The following is an 18,279-nucleotide window of genomic DNA, read 5'->3' on the forward strand; positions in this document are numbered from 1 at the left end:
CATTCCATGGAACGTCTCTTTAACATTTACGTTTGGAATTTATTGATGGCTTGCTCCTTACCTATGAAACCACTTATCCTTCTTAAAATTACTGTTAGTGTAATTCTCCTCATATTTGTTTTTACGCAGATTGATTTTACTCAAGCCTGGCAACAGCTCCACACCTTATCATTACCATTTGTGCTGTTTGCTTTGTTGTTTTATACCGTTCTCCAGTGGCTCAGCTGCTGGCGTTGGCAAATTGTATTGCGTTCCCAGGGCTATAACGTGCCGATGGGGCAGCTCATATCCAGTTACTTTGTGGGCATGTGGCTAAATATCTTTTTACCCGGCTCCCTGGGAGGAGATGTCTATCGGGTGTATCAGGTGAACCAGGCAACTCAAGATTCTGAAGCGGCCCTGGTGTCGGTATTTTTAGAACGGTTTACGGGGTTAGCGGCCCTGTCAGCCATTGCTGTGATGGGGTTGGCTCCTGCGTTTCAGCTAGTGGGGCGCTGGGACATTATTGCTCTATTTTTAGGGGCAGTGGGAGCCTTGGTAGGCGCGGTACTGCTGATTATGAGCCCCCAATTATTACGGTGGGTAACCCCTTGGTTAAGACGGTTTAGATTGGCTGCGATCGCAGTCCGGTTTGCTAAAATCCAACACCTATTGTGGCAATTTTCCAAGGACCGCCCAGCGTTAGCATCATCCATTGGCCTATCCCTTATATTGCAGTTAGGCATAGTGGTTTATCACACGATCATTGCTCACCAACTGGGCATTAGCATCTCATTTTTAGCCCTACTCGTATTTATCCCCATCATCGTCGTCATTACTCTATTGCCCATTTCCCTAGGAGGGTTAGGCCTCAAAGAAGGTTTGTGGGTATATCTGTTTAGTCGAGTAGGTTTGGGGGCAGAAGAGGCCCTGTTACTATCTTTAACCGTGACCGTATTGGGATGGCTCCTCAGTATCCCTGGCGGGATCATTTTGTTGTTAAATACTTCTGATTGGCAACGAATTAGCAAAGGCCTAAATTTAGGCAAGTAAAGCAAGGGTTTAAGGACAGATTAACCAACCTATTGTCGTTATCAAAAGTCCGCAAAATTGACCATTTTACTCAAGTAAAAAGATAACAACAGACAGTCTGATTCTATGAAAGTACCGAACTTTAAGGAGATTTATACGCGTTTCATATAGGCAATCTACAGGGTTTCCACAAAAATACCTAGATGTCTTATCCATAGAAGATCTCCATCTCTGTAAAAGTGAGCACATTAGCCGATTTCGTATCTATTGTTACATCAGTACTCTAAGAATACAAACAGGTGCCTCTCCTATCAGTTGTTGGCTTGAGAAGAATCGTCATGTTGAAGCAAATATTAGCCACTGGGTTAGCCATTGGGGTTGCATTTTCCACCGCTAGTGCAGCTCAAGCTGATGCCCAGGTGAAGAGTGGATATGGTCAAACGTTAGAAAACGCTGGGCGCGGTGAGGGATTTAAGTCCCGAGATTTTCAAATTCGCCGTAGCGGTCGTAACTCAACCGTAGGTAACGGTATTGACGAGAGTGTTAGTTGGACGTTTGACTTTAATAAAAATCAAGAATTATTAGATGCATTTTTGGCAGATGGCAGTGACCTTGTCTCCGCTGAACTTATCTTTTTAGATATTGAAGTAACGAACGTTCGAGTTACCACTGATTGGGTGGGTATTCCTGGCATTGGCGGCATGCGATTTGGTTTAGGTTCAGAAGTAGCGCCTACCGATGCCGCTCTGATTAAGGTGCCTTCTGTTGCTAGCATTCCCAAGGTGGGTGAAGCCGGTAGTTTCTCAGTCAGTCTGTTGGACCATGGGTTTACTGCCGACGACGTTATGACAGCCTTCTTTGATGATACTGACCACACTAATACCTGGTACGATCCCAACTCCTGGGCTGGGGAGATGTCAGATTACACCATTGTCAATGAGAAGCATGCCATTCCGTTTATTTACATGGATGACGCGATTATTCGTGAGGCCAAGCTTGTTCTACATAAAGAGAACTCTTCCCTCTCTTCCACTGCAACAGCTGTCCCTGAACCTACAGCTTTAGTCGGCTTAGCAATGGTTGGGTTAGGTTTACTACGGCGTTCCCAACAACAGCCAAGTTAGAGACAGTTCGCTGCTCTTTCCTGTGTGAAGCAATACTGGATTACATTTTACTTATGCTAATACCTGAGAAGGGTTTGACTGTTGCGTGAAGCCATGGTTCGTGTTTAAGCACTTGTTAATGGTGTGTAACAAATGTTCACGGTTAACGGGCTTGCGAATACAGGCATTACAACCTACGGAAAGAATCTTATCCAGCTGGTTATCTAAAACACTAGCTGTGATTGCAATGATGGGCAAGTTAGGATCCCGTTGTTTGATATAAGCTGTAGCGTCGTAGCCATTCATAACAGGCATTTGAATATCCATCAGGATCAGCTCTGGACGCTGGGACTGCCACTGTTCAATGGCTTGCTGACCGTTTTCAGCTTCATGTACGATAAAACCAGCATTGCCAAGAATATGTTTGAGTAGTCGTCGATTGGTGGGAGCGTCTTCGACAACTAAAATTTTATACTGTTGTTGGGGCGGCGTTGAGCAAATTTTTGTGATCGAGGGTGCTTTTTGTGGTGCCTGCATCACCTCTACCGGCAGCTGAATATGGAATGTGGTCCCTTGGCCAGGGTGACTAAGACATTGGATACTGCCATCCATGAGTTTGACCAACCCTTGACAAATGGCTAAACCCAAACCCACGCCCTGATCACTAGCATCATGTACCGTGGATGAGGCATCTGTTTGATAAAAGGGACTAAAGATTCGTTGTTGTTCGTCGAGACTAATGCCAGCGCCAGTATCGGAGATCTCTAGACCTAAATGAAAAATACCGGCTGAAGGGATGGCATAGGCTTTTAAGACTACTTGGCCAGTATCCGTGTACTTGATGGCGTTATCGAGCAGATTGAGAATGATTTGACGTAGTTTGCCAGCATCAATATGCATATGGCGAGGGATGTTGCGATCGCAATCTACCCTGAGCAAGAGTCCACGCTTTTTGGCCTTAAGTCGTACCATATTGCCAAGCCCGTAAAGCACACTAATGATATCCACATCATCAGTGTGCAGTTGGGCATGACCAATTTCTAGCTGGGTGAATTCTAGAATATTATTAATTAAATCCAGTAAATGAGCGCTACTGGTGTCAATAATCTCTAATGATTCGCTGTGGTCCTTCGAAAGCGTCTGATCTTGGCTGATCAGCTGAGTAAAGCCCAAAATTGCATTCAAAGGAGTCCGCAGTTCATGGCTAACTTTTGCTAAGAAAAGACTCTTAGCACGGTTCGCAATTTCAGCCGTTTCCTTGGCTTCTTTGAGTTCAATCGTACGTTGCTGGATACGCTCTTCAAGATTGTCATAGGCTCTTTGCAATGCCTGTTCTGCCTGATGACGCCTGAGTTCAGCCGCAGAACGAGCCGCAAATACCCGCAGAAAGGACTTGGCCAGTTCCAGCTCCTCTAACAAACCGTTATGGAGAATAAATAAAATACCAATCGCGTTACCGTCTCCATCCAATAGGGGGGCTCCCAGGTAGGTAGTCGCCGTTAGCTTACCCATGGGATGATCTGGCGGTAATTCAAGATCAGAACAGTAGTGCAACTTTGCTGTTTCAAGCACCTGAACACAGGGTGTTTGAGCAGCTGAGATCAGGCTATCAATGGGGTGTTGATCATAATGCCACATACCTAGAATGTTCAATGCTAAAGCATCAGATTCACACCTTTCAGCCACAATCACACTGTCCACATTGAGAATCATGGCCAGACTAATCACCAGAGTGGAAAAATATTCTGTTCCTGTGGCTAAGGATGTACAGGTAACTAAGCTTTGAAAAGCTACTTGAGCATTGCGACGGTGATGAATCTCAGATTGGAGCTTTTGATTGACTTCTGCGAGTTCTAGTGGGCTGGTGAGAGTTAAAAATTTGGGCAGTAGCGTTAGTAACTCAAAAGCTGTGTATACAGAAACTAAAGCTGTGCACGCACGCACAAAGCCAGTAACCCAATAAATCGGATACCACAGGGTCACAATGTCTAATAAATGACCCATTCCACACAGACTAATAAACGCGCTAAATAACAAAAAGACTTGATTAGATGGATATATATTTTCCCAGCGATGTTTATAAGCAAAACAGAAGAGTGTTAACGGAATCGAGGCATAGGCCAGGGCAATGATCCCATTGCTAACAACATGGAGCCCAACTAACGATGGCTGCCATAAATAACAATGTCCGTGAGGTATATAGTGGCTGGAATATACCATTTCCCAAAAATGAGTATTCATTCCTTGCTTTATCCTGTGCAAGCTTTAGCATGCCCATAAGATCAAGCAAGCGATATTACTTGAATCATGTAGCATCAGTGCCTATACAAAATCTTTCACACCCATATTTTTTGCACCCATAACTGCTCGGGCCATGTGGGTATAGTTAATATCAGAATCGTCAAATATCTCTGGATGGTAAAGCTTCTGCTTACGTTACACCCTGTTCATCAAGCTGCAACAACGTATGTAACAAGACATCTGCTCCCTGGCCACATTGTTCCGGTGAGGTATATTCATCTTCTGCATGGCTCACCCCTGACTGACTGGGTACAAAAATCATACCCATCTGGGTAAATCGACCGATCTCCTGGGCATCGTGGATAGCTCGGCTGGGCATGGAATAATGGTTCAGCTGTAGAGAGTTACAAACAGTTGTAATGGTCTCTTGAATCTTGGGACTGGCTAGGGTGGGATCTACCGCATGTTGTCGTTCTAACTGGATCTGGGTAGACGTAATCGCTTCGATTTCTTGAACCCGTTGCTGCAACACATTCACCATAGTCCCAAGGGTCTCCAGCGATAAATCTCGCAGGTCAATGGTGAGATCTACTTGCCCCGGTACAATGTTGGCGGCGTTGGGAATGACGTTTAAATATCCCACCGTGGCTACCTGATTCCCAGGAATATCAACGGCGACATCATGTACTGCTGCTACTAACAACGAAGCTGCATAGAGGGCATCCTGGCGCATATCCATAGGTGTGGTGCCCGCATGGTTAGGACGCCCCATAATGGTCACAAGGTAACGCTGTAGACCCACAATGCCCTGGACTACACCAATCTGACGTTCTCTCGCTTCTAGCACACCACCCTGTTCCACGTGCAATTCTAGATAAGCAGCGATATCTTGGGATGTTCTTTGCGCGGTGGTCAGATTATGCCAGTCGCCACCAATCTGATGTAAACAGGTTTGAACCGAAGTGCCATCCAGCCGACGATAGCATTCAGGATCGGTGTCATGGGCTGCTCCTGCCATGGCCTTACTGCCAATCATCTCACCTTCTTCATCGGTGAACACAATCACCTCAATGGGATGGTGAAGCCGCTGTCCGGCTTCGTGGAGAGTGGCAACAACTTCGATGCCAGCCAGCACTCCCAACGCTCCGTCATAGCGACCACCGGCAGGTACTGTATCAATGTGGGAACCTGTAGCCAGGGCAGGCAGATCTTGAATACCGCTGTAGCGACCAATAATGTTGCCAGCAGCATCAATGGTAATGTCCATGTCTATCGCTTTCATGGCGGCAATCACTTGCTGGCGAGCGGCCAAGTCTTCGAGGCTATAGGCTGTACGCCGTACACCACCAGAGGAGAGTTGACCAATGGTAGCCAGATCGCTCAATCGTTTCTGGAGTCGAGCGTGATTGGTTTGTAACGCAACAGTAACCATAGGAGGACCCAAACGCATGGGTCTATCCTCCCTGGAAAGAAGTTAGGGAATTGTTATTAAAATTACTGCAAGCATTACAGGTTGTGACTGATTGTTCACCCTTGTATTATGAAACCGTTAAATGGTGCATACTGAACACTTTACCTAAGGGTAAATGCGTAAAATCTCACGAATGGCTTCTACCATGGGGACCGAGTATGAAACTCATTGGCGTAGACATTGGCGGCACGTTTACAGATTTGATCCTGGCGGATGTGGATCAGCGGCAGACCTGGATTCACAAGGTGCCAACAACGGTGGATGATCCTTCCAGGGCCATGATGCAGGGCATTGAAACCCTGTGTCAGATGGCCCAGGCTGACTACGGTGATATTGAGCATGTGCTCCATGGCACCACCATTGCCACCAATACGCTACTTACCTATGATGGTGCCCGCACAGGGATGGTCACCACGAAGGGGTATCGGGACATTGTCCATATTGGTCGCCACCAGAGACCCCAGCATTATTCCATCATGCAGGATATTCCTTGGCAGGCAAGACCGTTGGTGAAGAGGCGCGATCGCAAAGTCGTCTCCGAACGTCTTGACCCCAAGGGTCACACCCTCATTCCCCTAGACGAGGCCGAAGCCAAAACCGCCATCCTTGAACTCAAAGCCGCTGGCGTCGAATCCATCGCCATCTGTTTTCTCAACTCCTACTTCGATGCTCGCCACGAAGAACGAGTGGCCGCCATAGCCCAAGAACTTTATCCCGAAGCCTTTATCACCACCAGCGCCAGCATCTTTCCCCAGTTCCGAGAATTTGAACGGTTTACCACCGCCTGTATTAACGCCTTTGTTGGACCTAAGGTGAAACGCTACATCAACAACCTGAGTCAAAGTTTGAAAGAACAAGCCGTGCGGGGCGAACTGCACATTATGCGCTCCAACGGTGGTGTGGCCACTGCAGATGTTGCCGGAGAACAACCCGTTACTTTGTTGTTATCAGGGTTAGCAGCTGGTGTTTTAGGCGGTGCAGCGGCTGGTGCACAATCTCATCGCGATCGACTGATCACCTTTGATATGGGCGGCACCAGTACCGACATTGGCATTGTCACCGAGCGTGGCTTTGCCGAGGCCACAGCGCGAGATACCTGGATTGCTGGATACCCCGCCATGGTGCCTATGATTGATGTGCATACCATCGGTGCCGGTGGCGGCAGCATTGCCTACGTCGATGCCGGTGGTGCATTTCGGGTGGGTCCCCGCAGTGCTGGAGCTGCGCCCGGTCCTGTCTGCTATGACAAAGGCGGCACCGAAGTCACCGTGACCGATGCCAATGTGGTTCTCAATCGGCTAGATCCAGAGTATTTTCTCGGTGGTGAAATGACCATCTACCCCGAGAAAGCCTTTGCAGCGGTACAAGCGTTAGCAGATCGCATGGGGTTAGACCTCTATGAAACCGCTGCCGGAATTCTCACCATTGTCAATAACAACATGGCCAATGCCATCCGCTCCCGCACTATCCAGAAAGGGCAAGATCCCCGCAAATTTGCCCTGGTGGCCCAGGGAGGTGCAGGCCCCCTCCATGCCGCTGAAGTGGCCCTATCCCTTGGCATTCCTGAAGTGATTGTGCCCCGCTATCCCGGCATTACCTCCGCCATGGGACTGCTCACCACCGATCTCAAGCACGATCTAATTCAAAACGAATTTACCCTCAGCACTGAACCCAATCTGGCTAAACTAAACGCTGACCTACAATCTCTAGAAGACCAGGTTAAAGAACAATTAAGGGCCGACGGCTTTAGTGCAACGGACATGACCCTACAACGGTTTGCCGACTGTCGCTATGTGGGTCAGGGCTATGAACTGCGGGCTCAGGTCCCCGGCGGCATTCTGGACGAAACCGCTCTGCAGTCTGTCTGGCAACAGTTCCACGATCTCCATACCGCCGAATATGGCCATGCCTTTCCAGAAAACCCGGTGGAGCTAGTCACCCTCAGGGTCACCGGCACCGGACCCATGCCCAAACTCTCCAACTTCTCTGCCCCCACTGGAGGAAACTTACAAGACGCCTGGCTTAAAACAGCCGTCACCTATTTCCGCGTCAATGGCCAGCTGGAAAAATACTCCACCCAATTCTTTGATCGAGACCGATTACCCGTGGGTGCCCAACTCGAAGGCCCTGCTATCATCTTCCAAAAGGACTCCACAATTCTGTTACCCCCCCATAGCCGCACCACCGTAGAACCCAACGGTAATTTGGTTATTCACGTAACCGATGATTCCTTGGTGGATAAAACCATGGCCATCGCCATCGCCCAAGGATCTGTATAATCGCCTTCCCCCTCGTAGAGACGTTCCATGGAACGTCTCTACGAGAGAACGTTTTTCCCCCTTCCCCTTTCCCTGCCATGACCGTCTCCCCTCCCCAACACCGCCAGCTCCCAAAAATCGACCCAGTTACTGCTCAGGTGATCGCTGGAGCCCTCAACGGAATTGCCCTGGAAATGGGCCATAAGCTGGCCCGCATGTCCTACTCCAGCATTATTCGCGAGTCCGAAGACTTTGGGGCCGCCATTCTTGATGCCGACTGTCAGCAACTAGCCGAATGCGCCTACAGCACACCTCTACAGTTAGGCCCTATCCCTGGCTACATGCGGGGGGTACTCAAGGCCATGGAAGAAGACGATGAAGAGTTTTATCCCGGTGATGTGATTCTGCATAATCATGCCTATTACGGTGCATCCCACGGGCCAGACATTGGCATTGGCATTCCCATTTTTCGTGGAGAAGAGCTGATCGGCTATTCCTTTACCACTGCCCACCATCTGGATATTGGCTCCTCGTCTCCTGGCAGCTGCGGCATTGTTGATGCTGTGGATGCCTTTGCTGAAGGTCTACAGTTCAAGGCTGTAAAAATTTATGAAAAGGGTGTCAAAAACCGTCAGGTTTGGCGAATGCTGCGACAAAATATTCGCAGTGCCCAGGTAGTGGTGGGAGATATCGAAGCCCAGGTTGCCGCCTGCCGTGTGGGTGAACAACGGTTTCTAGAATTGGTGGATCAGTATGGCCTAGATACGGTATTAGCCGCCAGTGAGGTCTTGATGAACTATTCCGAACGGATGATTCGTCAGGCTGTTGAGAAGTTGCCTGATGGGACCTACGTTGCGGAAGGCTTTATCGATGGTTTTTTGGATGATCCAGATCCCAGTAAAAAAGACTTAAAAATTGCTGTTGCGGTTACCATCGACGGCAGTGATATGACCATCGATCTGACCGGCACCGCACCGCAAGTGGATGATCGCCCCATCAACATGCCCTTTGTGGGCACCGTGGACATTGCTATTTTTGTTACCCTGCGGTCTGTCTTACTAGATACTGCATTGATGGAATACGTGCCCCAGAATTCTGGTCTAACCCGTCCTATTCATATTGTTGCTCCTAAGGGGTGTTTAGCAAACCCCATCTATCCAGCACCAGTGATTGCCCGCTGTTGTCCAGGCAATATTGTCGCTGATACTCTGATGAAAGCTTTAGCTCAGGTGGCTCCTAAAAATGTCAGTGGTGGCATCGGCAATATCAAAGTGGTGTCCTACAGTGGTGCCATGGATGAAGATTATTGGGTGTACATGGATATCACCGAAGGTAGCTACGGTGGTCGCTATGGCAAGGATGGCATGGATGGGGTAGATACCCTCTATGCCAACACCCGTAATAACCCCATCGAAGATATTGAAGCCCATTTACCCCTGAGGGTCACTCGTTATGAGCTGATTGAAGATGCCAGTGGTGCGGGTAAATGGCGAGGGGGACTGGGGTCGATTCGAGATATTCAGTTTCTCACACCGGGTCAAATGTCTTTAGAAGGGGAAGGCAATAAGTATGCTCCTTGGGGCATCTTTGGTGGAAAGGATGGTACTCCAGGGGGTGTACAAATTCTCAATCCAGAGGATGACGAGGTGCAGGTTTTACCGTCTAAGTTTCCCTGTCGCAAAACAAAACCTGGTGATACCCTACGCACGATCAGTCCCTGCGGTGGTGGCTATGGTAACCCCTTAGAGCGTGATCCAGCTTTAGTTTTAGAAGATGTGCTAGACGGATTCCTTACCGTTGAATCAGCTCAGCGGGACTATAAAGTGGTGATTGATCCAGCCACATTCGAAATCGATAAAATAACAACAGAGTCATTACGACAATAGAGACATGATTCTACATGACGTTAGTTGTAAGACACCGCCAAATAACAATAGTTCTACCGATTCATCCCCTAAATCAACCATCGCATAATGCTTACTGGGCATCTGATAGGGCATAGGCGGATACCATGCCTCGCGATCGCAAATACGTCTGACTTTCTTGAGTCAATAGCAGCTCAGCCACCTTCTTACCGATGGGAGAACGGCTGTTGTCAAACGGGTAGATAACAGCTAGGGGATAGGCTAAGGGATATATCCCACTGCGGAGAGCCTCGGCATTAGGCTGATAGCTGCCTTTGCGATCGCACAAATCCCCCCCTGGCCCCACCGCCTTACCATTGTTAAACACAAAGGGGCTCACCGTCTGACGCTTCTCTGCTAATGCCAAAGGGTATACCGAACACTGACCAAAAACCTGACTAAGGGGGGCAATACCAATACTACCAATCGTTGTATTCTCAAAATCTTGCAAAATCCAGCGCAGCATCATGAGTGTTGGCAGAGCATCTACCCCATCTGTTGTAATAAACGTTGAAGTAGAGGACGTTGAAGTGGAGGACGTTGAAGTAGAGGACTCCGCATCAGTAGTAGTCAACATTTCACCTGGCTGGAAAAGCCGCTGGGTGAAAATTTCCTGGGCCGTAGGGTCACTGACCCAATAGCGTTGAACATCTAAATCAAGGGAGCTGATCCGTTGCCAGTTATCGACGGCACCCGTGTAAAGCTGCTTCAGCTGAGACAAACTAATCTCACCCTTTAGGGCATCGGGCAATCCCTTAGTACGCTTAGGATAATTAAAAGCAACCACTGGCACTAAACTGTCGTAGGCGATGATAGTACTAGTGATATCAGCAGGCAACGGGGCTGTTAATGGAACAATAGCAAAGTCGGTGTGGCCAGATTGAACGGATGCGATCGCATCTTTTGACGTTCCGGTCACATGGGGAATTAAGGACATCTGTGGAAATGTTGCCTGTAATTGCTCAAACAGTGTAGGAGATACCTCCAGAGACGGTTCTGCCGCCACACGAAATAACGGATACCAATAGGCAGCAGCCGGTATCCCGTAGCGATACTCTCCTACAGGCACAGCATCAATGTCCTTCAAACAGCAAAGATTTAAGGGGATATTTGCATAGCTGGGGCGCTGAGACCTTAACAATAACCAGCCGAAAATGCCTAGCGTCGCTAGAATCGCCGCTATGACCAAAATAGGAATGAAGCGTTTATACCAGGCTGGTTTAATGGGTATTAGTTCTGCATTCCGAGATTCCCAGTGACTTGCCTCCTCTTCAGGTGGTATCGCTAACAATGCCGTTCGAGCCGCTTCTGCACTGGCAAACGATGGTTCAATACCAATCAACCTGAGGATAAATTGCTTAAGTGGGGCATAAACATCGGGCCAGTTGCTATCCAGATGCGGTTTTAAAAGCTGTCCTTGGTTATCTAAGGTGGCACCATTTAAGAGGAAAAATGCCACTCGCCCCAGAGCGGCTAAATCGTCTTGAAAGTCGGGCTGTTCTCGATCAACACGGGCTGGATCAAAAAATCTCTCCCACAGGGCAAAATCAGTCAGATATACAAACCCTTGAGAATCTTGTTCTTTTGAGTCACTCACCCATAGCAGACTGTCTAAACTAAGATTTCCATGGACAATTCCTGTTTGCATCTGTCCAGCTGGCAGTGTAAATTTTTGCTGGTGCAAGAACATCAGAGTTTGTAGCACCTGATTGAGCATGGCTAACACTGCTTTACTGCCAAAAGCGCCATGGTTCGCACAGTATTGGTTCAACGTTGGCTGACCATCTACAGCGGATGTCACCAAATAACACCGCTCACCTGACAAATCTGCAATCGCTTCTAATGGCAGCACGATTCTCACATCCTGCACTCGACCATCCGCTAAGGCCAATCCTGCTAGTGTAGTGAATGATTCCTGGCATTGCCGCTGTTCATCTGGGCTAAAGTATCGCTCAGGTAGCAAATATTCTTGGATAACAACGGATTCTTCGGAACTAAGACGTACCCCCTGATAAAGTCTGCCAATGCCGCGTCGTCCCATACTGTGACCAATTTTATATTCACCTTGTTTACCAATGATCTGGCCACCAGTAGGCAGTAAGGCCGGGAAATAACACTGCTCACATCTAGCGTTTTCTTTGACAGTTGATTCCTGACAGCTTAAGGGATTTCCCTGCAAACACCGATATTGGTGATAATAGGGCGTAGGTGCTTGAATACGATCAGGAATAGTCTCCTTAATCAACTGTTCTGATGGAGGTTCAGGAAAAACATCGGGTTTAATGTCTTCCAAGACAGACTTTAGCCACTTTACATCGATAAGGTCTTGGTATCGCTCGATCCGATCCTGGTAAGATAGCATTAGTAAATAGCTTCGGAGAAAGCGTTTAGAGATCTGTCCTATAATCACAATGATCCTCAGCCAACAGAACAAATTTATTTGTTTGTTAGCATACCCCAATAGGATATCGCGATCTCGATACTGATTTTATTGATGAATTTGAATACGGTTCTCCATGGGCATACTGAAGCCGCTAAATCTGAATAAGATAAAGAAGTGGCTGAATGAAGACAATGCCTTGGAGAAGTACTCGCTGATATCAATAAGATTTGCTGGGCACTATAGCTGCAGTTAGTTCAACAACTCTGTTAGGAGGCTGGCAATGGGTGATTGCGATCGCGCTCAGGAAAAAGACGATCAGGCATCTCAAACACAGATGACCCATAGTCAGCTAACACCCTCCTCACCAGCCAAAGCTGCAAATATTCCCCAAAGTAATCCAATATCTAATACATCGACTGCATCGACAAATTTTAATTTTTCCGATGTAAGTGTGTTACAGCCCAAACTCACCATTGGTGAACCCAACGATCCTTATGAACAAGAAGCGGATCGCGTAGCCAGTGAAGTTGTAAAAAAAATTCATAGTGGGCAAGCAGCAGATGATCAAGACGATACCGTACAGCGTAGCCTTTCCCATAACTTTAGTTTTCTGACCATACAGCGTGATGGGGGTGTTATTACTGGGGTCGCCAACGGTGACTTTGAAGCCCAACTAAACCAGGCACGCAGCGGTGGCAGCTCCCTGGAGCCCAAACTTCAAGGTAAACTTGAATCTGCCATGGGAGCTAATTTTAGCCGAGTAAAAATCCATACTGATCAACAAGCGGATCATCTTAGCCAATCAATTCAGGCCAAAGCCTTCACCACTGGACAAGATATTTTCTTTAAACAAGGAGCCTATAACCCGGGCTCTAAAGGTGGTCAGGAACTTATCGCCCACGAGCTAACCCATGTGGTACAACAAAATAGCAACACTGTACAAAGACAACCTCAAAAAGAGTTTGGTCAAAAGAGTCAACCATTGACCACAAGGGTAGATAAATCTGCTCAAATTAAACAAGCAAACGCTTCCGGTATTCAGCGTGATCCAGAAGGACAAATCGGTGTCCGACCTGGACATGAAGAAAACAACTGGAAACGCTACCAGATCAACCTAGACAAAGCCACTGAACAAATAGAAGGGAAGCAATTAAGAAAACTAGGCAAACAGGGCGCATTAGGTGATTGTTGGGTAATTTCGTCAATCATAGCGTTGGGATATACAAAACCAGAGAAATTATTGGCTTCTATTGAGGAAGGCACAAGCGATACCATCGACGATGACATCAAACAAACCTTTAAAGTTAAGCTCTATCCGATGAACGATCAGAGTGGAGCTAATCTTGCACCCAGTGGCGAAGAACCTAAAGAGATTGAAGTCGATACCCAACTACCTGTGACGGCTCAAGAACAGTTACTCTATGCAGGCAAAGGATCAAAAGCTTCCTCTGCCAGGCTTATAGGTATTATCGAAAAAGCATTAGCGGTTGAGAAGGGGTTGGGAAGCTATGCAAATTTGGGATCAGATTCTGCGAGACGTGCATTGGGTATGCTAACAGGAAAATCGACAGAATCTCTAGATTTAGTAAGAGATCCGAGAGAAGCTACTAGCAAACTCAAAGATTTACAAACAAATATCAACAACACAACGGTGGTCATCAATTCAGAGCGCCCGAAAAGACTCAATCCCACATGGAAGAAAGATCCTATTTATAAAGATCAGATCGATCAACAACCCACTGAAGAAGCTAAAGAAAGAAAAATGCACTCGATCCGCAGGCGGGTCAATCATAATCCAACCAGAGACTATCAGTGGAGTAACGCAGAAGCCCATGCCATGGCAGTACTTGGGTTTGCTGGCGATAAAATGAAAATTTATGATCAGGGATTAGGCTATACGTTCGAAGTAACTATTCAGGAGTTAGTGTCAAACGACTACTGCCATACAAAAGAAGGCACACGCAACGACAAATTCGACTTTAAGTGGAAGTTTGGAGAAGTTATCTGGCTCGATTGGTCAACTGAGGAAGTATCAGACAGTGATACGACTGAAGACAATACATAAATACTAGTTAGGCAGAATAAGTATTCAGTATTGCTGATTTTCGAGATGACTTGATGTGAGATACCGTCCAATAACAGCAATGGCCCTAGACCGGTTCATCCTTAGCTAAATGCCCAGTTAGATGGGGGCATCCAAACGCGATCGCGCTCTATTAATTACGTGGAATAATTCTTGTTGAGTTTAGAATATTTTCAAAAATAGGGATATACTTACGCTCCAACGATTCTAAAACAGCTGCGTTGATTAGATAAAACTTATAGGGGCTGCCTACAATCAAGGCCTGCATCTGAAATAAACGCAACCCAGTATTTTCTTCTCGCCAGGAGTAATGCTTACAATAGGTCTTGTGGCCACCTAATTCATAGGTTTGTTCTTGTAATAGCTTGTACTCATTATAGTCTTGCTGCATAAGGGCATTATTCTGAGCTATGAGGGATTCAAACCAACTATCATTAGAACTATCCGGCTTTTGTAATTCATAGCTCATGGAAACTTTATATTCGTCAAAGTATTCCTCAAAACCTGGTTCTGGCAAGCCAAAGATACGGAATTTTGAGCTATCCACAATCGCTCCAGACCAAGACTTTGGCACTAAAATAGAAACCATAGTCTCTTGATTAAAATAACTAACCATATCAGGAAGGGTCGCCATCTGTTAACACCTCAAAAAACTATACGGCCTGAGTCATAAAGATAAACCGAATGGACTCTAAAGCATTTCGAAACATGGGTAGTAATTCATCCTCATGTTGAGCCAGGCAAGCACCAGCAAAGCTAAAGAGAACATTATCCACCAGGATAAAAGATTGGTATCGAACAGCCAGAGCACCAAAATCCTCGTCGAAATATCTAAAGACATCCGTCAGTCCGGGATATTGATCGATAATTTCTTCTTGATGAGAAATTAGTTCAAAGTTTTTACGCGGCACAGTCACCACTGACTCAGAGGCTTGACGGAGATTATCAATGTTTGTGCTGGGAGATGGAAATAACTGAATTATCAATCGAGGATTTTTAGAAAAATCGTCTTCATCCTCGTCTTCATCATAAATTTCATAGTAATAAACGACATTATGTGCATCTTCTGAGAATTCTTCCCAGCCCACAGGAAGCTCTAGTGAGACATGGGTTTGATGACTAAAAAAATGTAGTACGTCTGCCATATTGCCAATGTTCTAAACGAGTTCTTGGTGTTGCCGGTAAAATCGTTGATCCAACCTCTTTCTATAATTAGCATTATTAGCAATTTTATAGAGGGATTGTGACGATTTAGAACAGCTTCTTAAAGCCATCCTTGGGTGTGCTACCCACGGTCAGCGGGAACGATCGAATGACACCAGCCTGGATAATAATGCCGTCAGGGTCAACTAACTGATCACCAAATGCGGCACGACAGGCCTGCTCCAGAATTCCATCGGAGAACTTATACTCTAAATACTTGGATACCTTGCTGTTCTTACGCACTTTTTTGTCGAGGATTTCTTGGATATTCTCCCGTTTGACAAGATTTTTGGCTTTACCTTTTGATTTACGGGTTTCCTTCTTCTTCGCATAAGCTAGCAAGTGAGGATGGGCCGCCTCGAACAACTCAGACTTCATATTTTCCTCTTGCTCAGGTGTTAAGTCATCTGTAGACTTCCGATCTTGGTCCGAAATGCTGGTGTTATCCAAAGCCTTCCGAGTCAGAGCATTCTTGAGTTTTTCCTTGATGACTAGGCCAATTTCCTTGAAGTCCACCGTCAAGGTTACACCACCGCCACCGCCAAGGCCCAGTGCCCCTGCGAGCTTACCACCAATGACCAATTTTCCATTTTCGAACGAGAAGGTGCCCTCAATAGACGCTCCTACACCTGCCGAGGCTTCTACCTCTCCCGAAATCTTGAATAGAATGCGTCCTTGATATTTCACGGCTGCAGAGCCACTGGTTTTTACTTTTGAACCAGCAAATGCTTCCGCTTTACCAGAGGCTGAAATACCCAGCAGACTTACAGAAATTTGTCCTTCAACTCCAGCTTCGACCCCTGCAAGGGCCTCAAATTTGCCCTGTGCTTCACCCCCTAGTTCACCCGCTTTAATATTAACGGTGACCTCTCCTTCGCTCTTGACACCGGCCATGACTTTAGCCGAACCTGATGCTGCAATACCAAAAGCTGTAATATTGAGTTTGCCTTTGGCTTCAGCCATAACTCCGGCAAAGCCGCTTAATTTACTCTTTAATTGAGCCGATAGTTCCATGCCACCGACTTCTTTAGAGATTTGAGCTAACCCTTCTAAGTCAAAGCCTAAACCAGCTTTGGTGGTGGCCCGTGCCATAATGGTCAACCCATCAATGACATCAACAACTTTAGTGCTGACCACTTCACTTTCACCGCCCACAAAACCGCTGGACTTACCTTCTACCTCCATCTTGGTACCAGAAGAGGTTTCTTTGACTTTTTTGGCAGCGGCTTCGCCAAATGCCCCAGCTCGGGCTAGAGCCTGAAAGGCTTCCTTAACACTGGTATCATCGGATTCAGAAATCTTTTGAGCTGCTGCCGCAACACCAGAAAAGCCCTTTTTACTTGTTTCTGTGGTTGTGACGGTGCCGTCGCCCACCTTTGTCGTTGTTGTTGTTTCTGGATCGTCTAATAGCTCTTGTTTGCCACCCAGATGTGTTTTCGTAGACTGATCGGTGAAACCGGACAGATCTACATCACCGACAATGTCATCGGGAGTATCCTCCTGAAAGCCAGTGGTGACATCTCGTTGCACCACCGTTGAGCCATTATGCAGTTTTGCTTGAACAGTGGGGGACTGCCCCTGCTGAATGGTGTGGGTTAGCTCGTGGGCAATTAACTCCTGTCCAGCTCGATTCCCAGGTTGATATTCTCCCTGTCGGAAGAACACATCACGTCCTGTTGTAAATGCTTTTGCTTGAATGGAGCGGTTCAGGCTATCGGCCTGGGCATCTGTGTGCACACGCACGCCGCTAAAATCTGCCCCCATGGCTTGCCCCATCCGTGTCTGTATATCTGGAGATAAGCTTTGACCACGACCCCGTGCCGAATTAATGGCTGTTTCCAAATTATTTGATACAGCGTCTGTCTGATCGCTGCGACACTGTATTAAAGACGTCCTCCTGACCCCTTCTTCTTCTGGCTCCTTCATCTGCTGGAGCGATGAGACAGCTGATGCTTGCTGAATCGGATCTGGTTGTTGTTCCTGAGGTGCATTAATGCGCTGCACCACATCTGCTGCCACTTGATCCGCTTCTTGTTCATACTTGTCGTTGGGGCTCCCTAAGGTCAGTTTGGTCTGAATTGGGAACGCCTGCCTATCGACTGATGCATCCCCCTCCGAAAAGAGTTGCAGTTGACCAAAATTAAAGCCTGCTTGCGCCGAGGATTTCGGTTCGACCATTGCTGATTCATGGTCTGTTGTCTCAGTCGTACGTTGGGCGATCGCCGACCGAAAGGGTCGAGGTTGAAGTCCTGTTATCGTCTCTTTTTTTTCCTGTTTAGAAGGCTGATAAGATTGGCGATTACGCTGGCGGCCCATAATGATTTCCAATAAAAAATAGACTTTTCTATGAAGACAAATACGAAACAAAAAGAAACAAAAAGAAACAAAAAAAGAGATGACCGTTAGTCGGTGCTGGGTGTCAATGCAGTTAAGGTATATTGGGTCAGGGTGTTTTCAGGATTAAGCGCTAGAGTTGCCTGGAGATCGGCATTAAGCGCTAGAGTTACCTGGAGATCGGCCATGGCAACTGTCGTATCGCTAAGATAGTGTTCACTGAAAATAGCTTGAACTCACAGCCTGTATCACATAGCTATTATTCCTGGGTGAGGGTAAAGTCTACAA

11 protein-coding genes are annotated in these 18,279 nt (G+C 47.0%); 5 read left to right on the forward strand and 6 right to left on the reverse strand.

What is annotated here, in order from left to right; translation table 11 throughout:
- Positions 1 to 63: 63 nt before the first annotated feature.
- On the forward strand, positions 64 to 1,032 hold the full coding sequence (locus QGP82_RS16070; protein ID WP_499060226.1) for a lysylphosphatidylglycerol synthase transmembrane domain-containing protein: 969 nt from the start codon (positions 64 to 66) through the stop codon (positions 1,030 to 1,032).
- 317 nt (positions 1,033 to 1,349) lie between these two features.
- Positions 1,350 to 2,135 carry a PEP-CTERM sorting domain-containing protein gene (locus QGP82_RS16075; RefSeq protein WP_499060228.1) on the forward strand — a complete coding sequence of 262 codons (786 nt, stop codon included), beginning with the start codon at positions 1,350 to 1,352 and terminating at the stop codon, positions 2,133 to 2,135.
- Positions 2,136 to 2,186: 51 nt separating this feature from the next.
- On the opposite strand, the gene QGP82_RS16080 is transcribed toward QGP82_RS16075, so the two are convergent.
- Together QGP82_RS16080 and QGP82_RS16085 are read right to left on the reverse strand one after the other, a co-directional pair.
- Positions 2,187 to 4,355, reverse strand: a complete 2,169-nt coding sequence (locus tag QGP82_RS16080) for a response regulator (RefSeq protein ID WP_499060230.1) — start codon at positions 4,353 to 4,355, stop codon at positions 2,187 to 2,189.
- Positions 4,356 to 4,545: 190 nt separating this feature from the next.
- Positions 4,546 to 5,805 (reverse strand): Zn-dependent hydrolase, encoded by a 1,260-nt coding sequence (locus QGP82_RS16085; protein ID WP_499060232.1) that lies wholly within the window; start codon positions 5,803 to 5,805, stop codon positions 4,546 to 4,548.
- Positions 5,806 to 5,984: 179 nt separating this feature from the next.
- Between QGP82_RS16085 and QGP82_RS16090 the strand changes: the two genes are divergently transcribed.
- Together QGP82_RS16090 and QGP82_RS16095 are read left to right on the forward strand one after the other, a co-directional pair.
- Positions 5,985 to 8,105, forward strand: coding sequence for a hydantoinase/oxoprolinase family protein (locus QGP82_RS16090; protein WP_499060235.1), 2,121 nt, complete (start codon positions 5,985 to 5,987; stop codon positions 8,103 to 8,105).
- Between the two features lie 77 nt (positions 8,106 to 8,182).
- Complete coding sequence (locus QGP82_RS16095; RefSeq protein ID WP_499060237.1) at positions 8,183 to 9,970, forward strand: hydantoinase B/oxoprolinase family protein; 1,788 nt, start codon at positions 8,183 to 8,185, stop codon at positions 9,968 to 9,970.
- 91 nt (positions 9,971 to 10,061) lie between these two features.
- Here the strand turns inward: QGP82_RS16095 and QGP82_RS16100 are convergent, their stop codons facing one another.
- The gene (locus QGP82_RS16100) at positions 10,062 to 12,350 is read right to left on the reverse strand and encodes a substrate-binding domain-containing protein (RefSeq protein ID WP_499060239.1); all 2,289 of its coding nucleotides are present in this window, start codon (positions 12,348 to 12,350) and stop codon (positions 10,062 to 10,064) included.
- 301 nt (positions 12,351 to 12,651) lie between these two features.
- Between QGP82_RS16100 and QGP82_RS16105 the strand changes: the two genes are divergently transcribed.
- Positions 12,652 to 14,436, forward strand: a complete 1,785-nt coding sequence (locus tag QGP82_RS16105; protein WP_163668695.1) for an eCIS core domain-containing protein — start codon at positions 12,652 to 12,654, stop codon at positions 14,434 to 14,436.
- Positions 14,437 to 14,587: 151 nt separating this feature from the next.
- Here the strand turns inward: QGP82_RS16105 and QGP82_RS16110 are convergent, their stop codons facing one another.
- From QGP82_RS16110 to QGP82_RS16120, 3 genes are all read right to left on the reverse strand, one after another.
- Positions 14,588 to 15,088 (reverse strand): hypothetical protein, encoded by a 501-nt coding sequence (locus QGP82_RS16110; RefSeq protein ID WP_499060241.1) that lies wholly within the window; start codon positions 15,086 to 15,088, stop codon positions 14,588 to 14,590.
- A 19-nt stretch (positions 15,089 to 15,107) separates the two neighbouring features.
- Positions 15,108 to 15,599, reverse strand: coding sequence for a hypothetical protein (locus QGP82_RS16115; RefSeq protein ID WP_163668699.1), 492 nt, complete (start codon positions 15,597 to 15,599; stop codon positions 15,108 to 15,110).
- 106 nt (positions 15,600 to 15,705) lie between these two features.
- On the reverse strand, positions 15,706 to 17,973 hold the full coding sequence (locus QGP82_RS16120) for an eCIS core domain-containing protein (RefSeq protein WP_499060244.1): 2,268 nt from the start codon (positions 17,971 to 17,973) through the stop codon (positions 15,706 to 15,708).
- Positions 17,974 to 18,279 lie beyond the last annotated feature (306 nt).

Origin of the sequence: Leptothoe sp. LEGE 181152 (assembly GCF_032906605.1) — a bacterium.
Classification (GTDB): Bacteria; Cyanobacteriota; Cyanobacteriia; order Phormidesmidales; family Phormidesmidaceae; genus Leptothoe; species Leptothoe turfae.